The sequence below is a fragment of the Pseudomonas sp. PAMC 25886 genome, from assembly GCF_000242655.1.
Classification (GTDB): Bacteria; Pseudomonadota; Gammaproteobacteria; order Pseudomonadales; family Pseudomonadaceae; genus Aquipseudomonas.
In genome coordinates this window covers 80,399-92,118 of sequence record NZ_AHHC01000010.1, presented here as the reverse complement: position 1 = coordinate 92,118, position 11,720 = coordinate 80,399, and the positions used below count along the sequence as shown (strand labels likewise).

The following is an 11,720-nucleotide window of genomic DNA, read 5'->3' as shown; positions in this document are numbered from 1 at the left end:
GCTCCGTACTACCTGCGTTCGGCCAGCGTGGTTTAACGGGGCGCCTAAGATCAAGATCAAAAGCAGATCAAGAACACAGCGGCCTACAGGCCGGCTTGAGTGGTGTGAAGCAAAGGCAACGTCAAGATCAAAATCTACAGCGGGCACGGTCCACTGTGGGAGCTGGCTTGCCTGCGATGCAGACAACTCGGTACATCAGACACACCGAGGTGATGCCATCGCAGGCAAGCCAGCTCCCACAGAAAAGCAGAGCTGCATCAGTTTCAAATTTGGTTTTCGCTTTGGCTTTGGCTTTTGATCTGGCTTCTACCACTCAAGCCGGCCGGTAGGCCGCTGTGCTCTTGCTTTTGATCTTGATCTGGCTCTGACTGCCCCATTCAGCCCGAGGCCGAACGCAGGTGGTGCGGAGCGGGTAAACCGGCAGGACGCCGGTTTAGCCGCGCTGGGCCAAGGATGGCCCATCGCGGCGGCCCGCGGAGCAGCGCCGGAGTGAGGGAACACCGAGCCTAGGCGAGGTGCCGACAGGCGGGGCAGAGCGTTTTGGTTACTTTTGCGCTTTTCAAAAGTGACCCGCTGTAAGAGCGGAACCAATAGCAGCCGTTAGCGCAGGAATGGATATGTACACGGTAAACGCCAACCCAAGGTATCACTCATGTTCAACAAAATCCTGATCGCCAACCGTGGCGAAATCGCCTGCCGCATCCAGCGCACCGCCCAAGCCCTGGGCTACCGCACAGTAGCGGTCTACAGCGACCCCGACGCCAACAGCCTGCACGTCCAGATGGCCGACGAAGCCGTCAACATCGGCCCCGCCCCGGTCAACCAGTCCTACCTGAACATCGAAGCCATCCTCGAAGCCGCCCTCCGCACCGGTACCGACGCCATCCACCCCGGCTACGGCTTCCTCTCCGAAAACCCCGACTTCGCCCGAGCCTGCGCCAAAGCCGGCCTGACCTTCATCGGCCCCAGCCCCGAAGCCATCGAATTGATGGGCAGCAAACGCCTCTCGAAAATCGCCATGCTCAACGCCGGCGTCCCCTGCATCAAAGGCTACCAGGGCCCCGACCAGGACGACCCCACCCTGCAACAACACGCCACCCACATCGGCTACCCCCTGATGATCAAAGCCAGCGCCGGCGGCGGCGGCCGTGGCATGCGCCTGGTGCACAGCCCCGACACCCTGCTGGAACACCTGCGCACCGCCCGCTCCGAAGCGCAAAACGCCTTCGGCAGCGCCGAACTGATCCTCGAACAAGCCTTGATCGACCCACGCCACGTCGAAATCCAACTGTTCGGCGACACCCATGGCAACCTGATCTACCTCGGCGAACGCGACTGCTCGATCCAGCGCCGCCATCAAAAAGTCATCGAAGAAGCCCCCTGCCCCGTCATGACCCCGGAGCTGCGCCAGGCCATGGGCGAAGCCGCGCTCAAGGCCGCCCGCGCCGTCAGTTACGTCGGCGCCGGCACGGTCGAATTCCTGCTCGACCGCAACGGCAACTTCTACTTCCTGGAAATGAACACTCGCCTGCAGGTCGAACACCCGGTCACCGAACTGATCACCGGCCTCGACCTCGTCGCCTGGCAACTGCACATCGCCGCCGGCCAGCCCCTGCCCTTGCGCCAGGAACAAGTCACCCTCAGCGGCCACGCCATGGAAGTGCGCCTCTACGCCGAAGACCCGGCCCAGGGCTTCCTGCCGCAAACCGGCGAAGTGTTGCGCTGGGAACCGACAGCCGGTGTGCGCGTCGATCATGGCGTGCTCGAAGGCCAACGCATCACCCCGTTCTATGACCCGATGCTGGGCAAGATCATCGCCCACGGCGCCACCCGCGAAGAGGCTCGGCGCAAGCTGGTACGGGCGGTGGAAGACTGCGTGCTGCTCGGCGTTTCCACCAACCAGCGCCTGCTGGCCAGCCTGCTCAAGCACCCGCAATTTATCGCCGCAGACTTCAGCACCGGCTTTATTGCCGAACACTTCAGCGAAATCGCTCTCACCAAAGCGACCGACGATGAACTGGCGCTGGCCGCCGCCCTGTTTTATCACCACAGCGCCAGCGCTCATGCCACGCCGCTCTCCGGCTGGCGCAACAACGCCAGCGTGCCGTGGACCTGGCAGTTGGCCGAACAGGATGAGTCCCGCACAGTCAGCCTCAGTGTGCTGGCAGACAACTGCCTGCACGTCGAGATTGACCGGCACGCTATCGACGTACGCGACCTCACCACCGACGGACGCTGGGCCACCGCCGTTCTCAACGGCATTCGCCGTCGCATCGCGTACCACCTGCAAGGCACCCGGCTCTGGCTGCCTGGCGTGCGCATCGATAACCGTACCCAGGCCGTTGCCACCCGCCAGGCCGAGGCCGGCAACGGCACGGTCAAGGCGCCGATGGATGGGGCAATTGTCGAAGTTCGGGTCAGCGAAGGCGATTCGGTCAGCAAGGGCCAGCTGTTGCTGGTGCTGGAGGCGATGAAAATGGAGCACCCACTCAAGGCCGGCATGAGCGGCGTGGTCAAGCGGATCCAGGCAGTTGCAGGAGATCAGGTGAGGAACCGTCAGATTTTGCTGGAGATCGAGTAACCCCTGGGCGGAACTAGCAGGCTTGGCTACGCTCTATCCCCATCAGGACGGGAAGAGTACGGGAACCTGCGATGCCTCATTGGCTGATTATTGATCTTGAAGCCACAACGGATGAAGGCGGCTGGCCCGTGACCGAGATGGAAATCATCGAAATCGGGGTGAGCCTGGTCAACCGCCAGGGCCGTGAGCTGGACCATTTCCAGCGTTTCGTGCGGCCGTTGCGCAGGCCGCTGCTGACGCCGTTCTGCCGCCAGTTGACCCACATCACCCAGGCGAATATCGATGCTGCCGCGCCATTGAATGACGTGTGGCCGTTGTTCGAACGCTGGCTCGGCCAACACCAGGCACGCCTGGAAGGCTGGGCGAGCTGGGGCGACTATGACCGCCAGCAACTGGAACTGGAGTGGCAGCGCCATGGCTTGAGCAGCGTGCTGAGCCAGACGCCTCACGTGAACCTCAAGCAGCGCTTCGCCAAGGCCCGCCGCCTGGACAAGCCGCTGGGGCTCAACGGCGCGCTGCAACTGGCGGGTATGCAGTTCCACGGCCAACAGCACCGGGCGCTGGAAGATGCGCGCAATACCGCACGGCTGCTGCCGTTGATTTTGCCCGTGTAGAAGGCATACTGGCCGACCTTTCTTGACCCTTTTCCGAGGATTCGCCCATGTTTAAAGTCAACGAGTACTTCGACGGCACCGTCAAGTCGATCGCTTTCGGCACTGCAGAAGGTCCGGCGACCATCGGCGTCATGGCCCCGGGTGAATACGAGTTCGGCACCGCCCAGCGTGAAATCATGCACGTGGTGTCGGGCGCACTGACCGTCAAGCTGCCAGACAGCACCGACTGGGAAACCTTCGCCGCCGGCAGCCAGTTCAACGTGCCCGCCAACAGCAAATTCCAGCTGAAAGTCGCCGTCGACACCGCCTACCTGTGCGAATACCGCGGCTAAACGTTCGATAGCCAAAAAAAATGCCCGTCTCGCGAGAAACGGGCATTTTTTATTGCACGGGCGGTTACTCGAGGATCGTCACCGGCATCCCGACTTCCAGGCGACCCACGCCATCGTTGACCAGGTTCTGCCCGAACATCACATCACCCTCTTGTTCGCGGTAGGTCTTGAGCGTGGCCAAGGGTTCGCGGTCGGCACTGCGCTCGCCGCTCGCCGGGTCAATGGTGGTCAGGATGCAGCGTGAGCAGGACTTGACCACCCGAAACTCCACATCGCCGATTCGCACGCGTTTCCAGCCATCTTCGGCAAAGGCTTCGCTGCCCTCGATCACCAGGTTGGGACGAAAGCGCAGCATCTCCATGGGCCGCCCGACCCGCCGGGACAGGTCATCCAGAGACGCCTGGCCGATCAGCAGCAACGGAAAGCCATCGGCAAACGCGACCTTGTCATCATCCTTGCCGTAACCGGCCTCGGTGGTGCGCGCACGCGCCAGCGGCACTTGCACCAGGCGCGTAGGTTTGCCGATGAACTCGCTGAGCCAGGCACCTGCTGCATCACCGGCATCCGGCACGCGCAAGGTGTCGCGCCAGATGGTCACGCCGCGCAACTCGGCATCGCTGCCGGGCAGTGGCACGTCGAGGGCGGGCTGCCCTTCGGCGCTCAAGGTCAGGCCACCGGCGCTGTTCCACAGCGCCGACAGCTGGCTCATTTTTGCCACCGCCCGCTGGGTCAGGAAACGCCCGCTGGCTTCGTCCACCAACATCCAGCGTCGATCTCCGTCGAGCCCGAGTGCGTCCAGGCCGATCTGCTGCAAGGTTTCACCCTTGCCAGACTTCAAGGGGTATCGGTACAACGCGCTGAGACGAAGCATGGGCCTGCATTCCTGAGGGACAAAGCCGTCACCCTAAGCTCAAGCCGGGACTTCGTCCAGCATCAGACGCTGACGAACCACGTCCACCAACTTGTCGGGCTGGAACTTGGAGAGGAAGTTGTCGCAACCGACCTTCTTCACCATCGAATCGTTGAAGCTGCCGGACAACGAGGTGTGCAATACCACGTAAAGGCTGCGCAGGCGTGGGTCGTTGCGAATCTCGGTGGTCAGGCGGTAGCCGTCCATCTCGGGCATTTCGGCGTCGGTGAAGATCATCAACAGTTTGTCGGTCATCACCTGGCCGGTGTCGGCCCAGGCCTTGAGCATGTTCAGGGCCTTGAGGCCGTCACTGGCAATGTGCATTTTCACCCCCAGTTGGCCGAGGGTGTCACGCAGTTGCGAGAGGGCCACGTTAGAGTCATCCACCAGCAGCACTTCGCGGCCACGGGCACGCTCCAGCACCGGGTCTTCGAGTTTCTCGCGGGAGACCTTGGCGTTGTAGGGCACGATTTCGGCGAGGACTTTTTCCACGTCGATGATTTCCACCAACTGGTCATCGACCTTGCTGATGGCCGTCAGGTAATGCTGGCGCCCGGCACTGGCCGGTGGTGGCAGGATCGCCTCCCAGTTCATGTTGACGATGCGGTCTACGCCACCGACCAGGAACGCCTGCACCGAGCGGTTGTACTCGGTGACGATAATGGTGCTGTTGGGCCCCGGAATCAGCGGGCGCATGCCAATGGCCTGGGACAGGTCGATCACCGGCAGCGTCTGGCCACGCAGGTTGACCACGCCACAGACAAAGGGATGACGCTGGGGCATGAGGGTCAACTTGGGCAGTTGCAGCACTTCTTGCACCTTGAACACGTTGATCGCGAACAGCTGCCGCCCGGCCAGGCGAAACATGAGGATCTCCAGGCGATTCTCACCCACCAATTGTGTGCGTTGATCTACCGTGTCGAGAATGCCGGCCATTAAAGACTCCTGGGTTTAGCGGATGGATAGTGCTGGTCACTGAAGGAAGTTATCGGCCGTAAACGCCGGACCTTGACCCCCTTTAAAATGCCATGCAAATCCATTGATGTCACACTGACATCATGCTTTACTGAGCCAGCTTCAACGCAAGGCCCATCACCACCGCCGCGTGACCACAAAGTCAGCGCGAGGTTCCCCCATGTAAGGGATTCCCCTATCCACGATCAGGACCAACCTGATATTCGCGATATCTAATAGCCATTAATGTGACGCCATTCTCATTGCATGAATGGAGTCAGGCTTTTGTTTGCTATCGCAAGCCCTCGGCCCACGGGTCGTCCACAGACTTATGTCTTGGCAACCGAAGAAGTTATGCGAATGGCCCTGAAGATGGTGGGGGGTTCGGACGAGCGCGGGCACCATTCAAATAAATGCCCTACTGAAAAGTCGGAACTGACCTACAGATCTTCGTCATATTTCAGCAGTACTTTTAAGCCATTCACCCGGTGCGACATCTCATTATCCGACCGTATGTTGTGGAGACTTGCATGATGAACGACGGCAAAGAGTGGCAACTTGCACTTCCCGAGTTCCTCCTTGAGGCGGAAATGCTGCTGGCCAAGTCCCAGGAATGCTTGAGCCACCTGCACTTGATCCGTAACGACAGCGACGCCATCGACTGCATGAAAAGCAGCCTGATCAAGCTCGCGGAAAAGTCCGACGCCCTTGCGCTGCGGGCCATCGGCGAATTTTCCCGGCATGTGCAGTACCTGATCGCCAATGCCGCCAGCCCGTTGCAATTACACGACGAGGCACTGGACGCGCTGAATGCTTGCCTGACTTTGCTCGCCTGGCAACTGGAGTTGATCGACGCCAAAACCGGCAAATTGGGCCTGGATGAAACGGAACAAACCGTATTGATCGCCACCGTCGTCCTGCACATCCCGCAAAGCGACTTTGGTTATAAGCAACAACGCAGCATGCCTTACGCGATTTGAATATCCTTCGCATTTAACCGACAAAAATGTCGTATTCAATGGCCGACTTATCCAAAAACGACAGCCACAACTAATCCTGCATGACGTGGTCGTTAGCAGAAAAATATCAATAAGCCACTAACGACAATACCGATACAAAACAACTTCAATGATACAACTCCCCGCCTATTTGAACTCCGGGACTACCTCCTGGGGCGCTGCCGCTATTAATAACCCTGATCCCGCTCGGCGCCAGGCGACCAACGGTAATAGTGGTGGTACCATGCCCCGCTCGAAGTGACTCAACTTCATGATGCATATAAACGTGAAATGCGCCTCCTATGTACGCCAGCCTGAAGTCACTCATCGCAAGGTCCGTGTCCCGAAGCAATGCACGCTGGATGACCCTCGCGCTATGCCTGTGCTCGTGCCTGCTCAGCCTGTGGGCTTATGCACACTCGGCCGATCTACCTTTAGCCCTGTTGTGGGTGAACCTGGCCACCCTGCTGGTGGTAGGCCTGCAACAGTGGCGCTCACGCAAGTCCATCAAGTTCCAGCCCCAGGAACTGGCCGACCGCCTGCTGCAGGTGCAGGAAAACGAGCGTCATCGCCTGAGCCGCGAACTGCACGACGATATAGGCCAGCTGTTGACCGCCGCCAAGCTGCAAAGTGAATGGCTCAAGCGTCGTTTGCCGGAAGACTTGCAGGGCCATTGCGCCGTGCTGTGCAACACCTTGAACGAAACCCTGGCCAAGGTGCAGGACGTGTCGGCCATCCTCAACCCCCGTCAGCTGGCGAGCCTGGGGCTGGAGGCGAGCCTGCGGGCGCACCTGCTCAAGACCCTGGAAAACACCCGGGTCAGCTGGAGCCTGGAATGCCATCAACGGCTGACCGGCATCCCCGAAGAGATGGCCGTCGCCGCCTTTCGGATTACCCAGGAAGCCGTCACCAACATGCTGCGCCATGCCCAGGCACGTAACCTGCTGGTACGCCTGCAACGCCTGCCTGAAGGCCTGTCGCTGTTTATCAGCGATGACGGCCAGGGCTTTTCGCCCGCCATCAACCCCGCCCAGGAAGGCCAGCGGGGCATGGCCGGGATGTCCGAGCGGATTGATCAACTGGGCGGCACATTGTCCGTCAATAGCCAGCCAGGCTTTGGGACAAGGATCGAAGCGCTTTTCCCCTGGGCGCCCCGCGCCCTCGAACGGGCCAACCCCCATAAGGTTCTAGAGTGACGTGCAACTTACTCCTGGTGGATGACCACTCCCTGATCAGGGCCGGCGTGCGTGCGCTGGTCATGGATATTCCCGGCTACGCGGTGGTCGGAGAAGCCAGCGATGGCGCGCAGTTGCTGGAGCGGTTCGACGCGCTGCAACCCGACATCGTGCTGCTTGACCTGTCGATGAAACACACCGGCGGCCTCGACGCGCTGAAGGAGCTCAAGCGCGCCTACCCAAAGAGCAAAGTGCTGATCCTGTCGATGCACACCGACCCGGAACTGATCATGTGCGCCCTGGAGTCCGGCGCCCATGGCTACCTGCTCAAGGACACCACGGCCAATGAGCTGGAACACGCGCTCCTGGCCTTGCGCAACAACGAACGCTACCTGAGCCCGGCGATTGCCCACACGGTGATCAACCAGGCGCTGGTGCGCAATCAGGCCCAGCCCAACCCGCCGCCCCACAGCCACAACCTGACCGCACGCCAGCTGGAAATCCTGCGCTTGATCGTGCGCGGCAAATCCACCCGGGAAATCGCCAATGGCCTGGGCTTGAGCATCAAGACCGTGGAAGCCCACCGTTCGCAGATCATGAAGCGCCTGCAGATTTTCGATGTGGCGGGCCTGGTGTTGTTCGCCGTGCGCGAGCAGATCATTAGCCTGGACGATTAGTCAGCAACGGCGAATCCTTCGGCAAGTGCACCCGCAACGCCTGGGGCAAGGCCGAGAAATGCAGGTCGTCGCCCTGCAGCGGTTCGCCATCGAGGTTGATCGCCAGCCCTTCGGCCACTTTGATCTCGACCCACGGCAACCGCGCCCGCACAAACATGTTGTCCAGGCCCCAGCCGTCCATCATCAGGTTACGCAGGGTGCCCACCACTTCCTGGGGCGCTGGCAAAATGCTGATGTCCAGCAAACCATCATCGGCCAGCGCATCGGGGCACAGCACATGGCCGCCACCGGCCTGGCGCCCGTTACCGATGCCCAATGCCAGCAACTCGCCACGCCAATGAAAGTCGGGGCCCTGCAATTCACCGTAGGCCGCGCGCAACTCGCTGAAGCGTGACAGCCCGGTAAACAGGTACGCGGCGCCACCGAGGACTTTCTTCAGGTCTTCAGAGGTGTTGGCGGTGACCTGACTGCCAAACCCGCCAGTGGCCATATTCAGGAAGATCTGCCCGCCCACCTCGCCCAGGTCGATAGCCCGGGCCGGCACATCCAGCAGGTCCAGGGCCTGTTCAGGCTCCAGCGGCACGCCGGCGGCGCGGGCAAAATCGTTGGCGGTACCGAGGGGCATCAGCACCAGGCTGGCCTCGGTTTTGGCCCGGGCCATGGCCTCGGCCACATCCCGCAGGGTGCCATCACCACCGCCGGCAATCAGCCGCGTGTAGCCATCGGCCAGGGCCTGCTCGACAAAGCGCTGGGCATCACCGCCTTCCCACGTCACCCGCACGGCCAGTTCCCAACCCTGCTCGCGCTTGCCCTGCACCGCCGCCCGCACCTGCTCGTTGAGGGCTTGCTTGCCGTGCAGAATCAACAGTGCCTTGGGTGTGCTCATGGATGAATGCTCCTGGGTTTAAGGGTTCCTGAGGGATGTTGACCGTGGCCAATCGAAAAAAAGCCATCGGGTGTAGAAATTAACCGGGATTTGTAGCGTTTCTGACACTGATCAACATGCACTTCGCAAAATCGACCTAGACTTATACTCATCCTCCATCCGACAAGGCCGTCGCCCCATGATCACCATGTCCGCCTTCCATTCCATGCTCATCCCCATCCTGACCGGCATGATCCTCCTGGCCATCGGCTTCAACTTTCGCGACAAAGCCATTGGCGTGTTCGGCATGTGGATCGGCATGCTGCTGATCCTCGGCACCGTGGTGTACAAGATCCTCGCCAAACTCGCTGAATGACAATCTCACTCGCATTGCACATGACGGCCTCGTACACTCGGTCAATTCGTCGTTTTTAAGGTTGACCGCCTCGTGCTTGCCCGTCTGTTTGCCCTGCCTTGCTGCCTGTTTATCTGCCTGCTGACCCTGCTGCCCATGGCGCCTGCCCACGCCGTGAGCCTGCCGGGGCTGCTGGGCAGCACCAACAAAACCCAGCCGCAAGCCGACGTCCCGCTGGGCCAGTCCCTGGACGAGGTGATCAAGACCCTGGAAAACGACCAGCAGCGCACCAAGCTGCTGACTGACCTGAAAAAGCTCCGGGAAACCACACAAAAGGCCCAGCCCGCCGCCGAACTCGGCGTACTCGGTTTGATCGGTGGCACCCTGTCCAGCCTGGAGCAACAGTTCTCCGGTGCCGACAGCCCGATCAATCGCTGGTCCAGCGAGTTCGACCTGGCCAAGGACGAACTCACCGCACTGATGCTGCCAGCCAGCGAATGGCTGCCGATCATCTTTGCGTTTGCCATGATCCTGATGCTCTGGAGCCTGCTGGCTGCCGTGCTGATCTGGCTCAGCCACCGGGTGCGCGAACGCTTCGGCCTCACCGAAGAACTGCCCCAACACCCCAAGACCTGGGACCTGCTGCGCTTTGCCCTGCGCAAGCTCGGCCCGTGGCTGATCGCGTTGGTGATCACCGTCTACATGAGCTACGCACTGCCCTCGTCCCTCGGCAAATCCCTGGCGATGGTGCTGGCCTACGCGCTGGTGGTGGGCACCTGTTTCTCGGCGATCTGCGTGGTCGCGTTTTCCGTGCTGGACGGCCCGCACCGCCACCGCGCCTTGTACATCCTGCGGCACCAGGCCTTCCGCCCGCTGTGGCTGATCGGCAGCTTTGCCGCCTTTGGCGAAGCCGTCAGCGACCCGCGCCTGGCCGAGAGCCTGGGCCAGCATTTGTCCCATGTCGCCGCGACCATCGCCAATGTCATGGCAGCGCTGTCCACCGGCGTGTTCATCCTGCGTTTCCGCCGGCCCATCGCGCACCTGATCCGCAACCAGCCGCTGTCCCGCCGCCTGACCCGCCGCGCCCTGAGCGACACCATCGAGATCGTCGGCAGCTTCTGGTACCTGCCGGCGTTGCTGCTGGTGGGCATCTCGCTGTTCGCCACCTTCGTCTCCGCCGGCGACACCAGCACCGCCTTGCGCCAGTCGTTGTTGTGCACGGTGTTGCTGGTGCTGTGCATGGTGATCAACGGGCTGGTGCGCCGCCATTCCCTCAAGCCACAGCGTGGGCACAAGCGCCATGCGCTGTACTCCGATCGCCTGAAAAGCTTCGTCTACACCCTCGCCCACCTGGTGGTGTGGCTGGTGTTTATCGAACTGGGCCTGCGGGTCTGGGGCCTGTCGCTGATCCGCTTTACCGAAGGCGACGGCCATGAAATCAGCGTCAAGCTGTTCGGCCTCGCGGGCACCTTGCTGTTCGCGTGGCTGATCTGGATCCTCAGCGACACGGCCATCCACCACGCCCTCACCCGCTCGCGCAAAGGCCTGGCCAATGCGCGGGCACAGACGATGATGCCGTTGATTCGCAACGTGCTGTTCGTGACCATCTTCATCATCGCCGCCATCGTCGCGCTGGCGAACATGGGCATGAACGTCACGCCACTGCTGGCGGGTGCCGGCGTGATCGGTTTGGCCATCGGTTTTGGTGCGCAGTCGCTGGTGGCGGATTTGATCACCGGCCTGTTCATCATTATCGAAGACTCCCTGGCGATTGATGACTACGTGGACGTCGGCGGCCACCTGGGCACCGTGGAAGGCTTGACCATCCGTACGGTGCGCCTGCGGGACATCGACGGCATCGTGCACACGATTCCGTTCAGTGAAATCAAAAGCATCAAGAACTACTCCCGGGAGTTCGGCTACGCGATCTTCCGGGTGGCGATTCCGTACAACATGGAAATCGACGACGCCATCAAGCTGATGCGCGACGTCGGGCAGAAGATGCGCAACGACCCGCTGCAGCGGCGCAACATCTGGTCGCCGCTGGAGATTCAGGGTGTAGAAAGTTTCGAGTCCGGCAGTGCGATTCTTCGCGCCCGCTTCAAGACCGCGCCGATCAAGCAGTGGGAGGTTTCGCGGGCGTTCAACCTGTCGCTCAAGCGTCACCTCGACGAAGCCGGGCTGGACCTGGCTACCCCACGCTTGAGCGTGCAAGTGGTAACGGCGGCGGGAGGCGTGCAGGAGAAAGAATAAACGCTG

General features: G+C 61.3%; 11 protein-coding genes. 8 read left to right on the top strand and 3 right to left on the bottom strand.

Annotated elements, in window-relative coordinates; translation table 11 throughout:
• The first annotated feature begins 652 nt into the window (after positions 1-652).
• The 3 genes from MUM_RS0102195 to ppnP all read left to right on the top strand — a co-directional run bounded on the left by MUM_RS0102195 (position 653) and on the right by ppnP (position 3,527).
• Positions 653-2,581, top strand: a complete 1,929-nt coding sequence (locus MUM_RS0102195) for an acetyl/propionyl/methylcrotonyl-CoA carboxylase subunit alpha (RefSeq protein WP_010166476.1) — start codon at positions 653-655, stop codon at positions 2,579-2,581.
• A gap of 71 nt (positions 2,582-2,652) precedes the next feature.
• Complete coding sequence (locus MUM_RS0102190; RefSeq protein ID WP_010166474.1) at positions 2,653-3,195, top strand: exonuclease domain-containing protein; 543 nt, start codon at positions 2,653-2,655, stop codon at positions 3,193-3,195.
• A 47-nt stretch (positions 3,196-3,242) separates the two neighbouring features.
• Positions 3,243-3,527, top strand: a complete 285-nt coding sequence (gene ppnP, locus MUM_RS0102185; protein WP_003183665.1) for a pyrimidine/purine nucleoside phosphorylase — start codon at positions 3,243-3,245, stop codon at positions 3,525-3,527.
• A gap of 64 nt (positions 3,528-3,591) precedes the next feature.
• Here the strand turns inward: ppnP and MUM_RS0102180 are convergent, their stop codons facing one another.
• Together MUM_RS0102180 and MUM_RS0102175 are read right to left on the bottom strand one after the other, a co-directional pair.
• Positions 3,592-4,398 carry an MOSC domain-containing protein gene (locus MUM_RS0102180; protein WP_010166464.1) on the bottom strand — a complete coding sequence of 269 codons (807 nt, stop codon included), beginning with the start codon at positions 4,396-4,398 and terminating at the stop codon, positions 3,592-3,594.
• Between the two features lie 39 nt (positions 4,399-4,437).
• Positions 4,438-5,373 (bottom strand): chemotaxis protein CheV, encoded by a 936-nt coding sequence (locus MUM_RS0102175; protein WP_010166462.1) that lies wholly within the window; start codon positions 5,371-5,373, stop codon positions 4,438-4,440.
• A 551-nt stretch (positions 5,374-5,924) separates the two neighbouring features.
• Here MUM_RS0102175 and MUM_RS0102170 point away from each other — a divergent pair.
• The 3 genes from MUM_RS0102170 to MUM_RS0102160 all read left to right on the top strand — a co-directional run bounded on the left by MUM_RS0102170 (position 5,925) and on the right by MUM_RS0102160 (position 8,241).
• On the top strand, positions 5,925-6,371 hold the full coding sequence (locus MUM_RS0102170; protein WP_010166460.1) for a hypothetical protein: 447 nt from the start codon (positions 5,925-5,927) through the stop codon (positions 6,369-6,371).
• Between the two features lie 320 nt (positions 6,372-6,691).
• A complete protein-coding gene (locus tag MUM_RS0102165) occupies positions 6,692-7,585 on the top strand; it encodes a sensor histidine kinase (protein WP_029615739.1) in 894 nt (297 codons plus the stop codon).
• Positions 7,582-8,241 carry a response regulator transcription factor gene (locus MUM_RS0102160; RefSeq protein ID WP_010166456.1) on the top strand — a complete coding sequence of 220 codons (660 nt, stop codon included), beginning with the start codon at positions 7,582-7,584 and terminating at the stop codon, positions 8,239-8,241. The genes MUM_RS0102165 and MUM_RS0102160 overlap by 4 nt, the downstream gene beginning before the upstream one ends.
• Here MUM_RS0102160 and yegS read toward each other — a convergent pair.
• On the bottom strand, positions 8,225-9,127 hold the full coding sequence (yegS, locus tag MUM_RS0102155) for a lipid kinase YegS (RefSeq protein ID WP_010166454.1): 903 nt from the start codon (positions 9,125-9,127) through the stop codon (positions 8,225-8,227). The two genes, MUM_RS0102160 and yegS, sit on opposite strands and share 17 nt — an antisense overlap.
• 178 nt (positions 9,128-9,305) lie before the next feature.
• Here yegS and MUM_RS1000000134545 point away from each other — a divergent pair, with 178 nt between their 5' ends.
• On the top strand, positions 9,306-9,482 hold the full coding sequence (locus tag MUM_RS1000000134545; protein ID WP_010166452.1) for a hypothetical protein: 177 nt from the start codon (positions 9,306-9,308) through the stop codon (positions 9,480-9,482).
• A gap of 72 nt (positions 9,483-9,554) precedes the next feature.
• A complete protein-coding gene (locus MUM_RS0102145; protein ID WP_010166450.1) occupies positions 9,555-11,714 on the top strand; it encodes a mechanosensitive ion channel family protein in 2,160 nt (719 codons plus the stop codon).
• Positions 11,715-11,720: the final 6 nt, after the last annotated feature.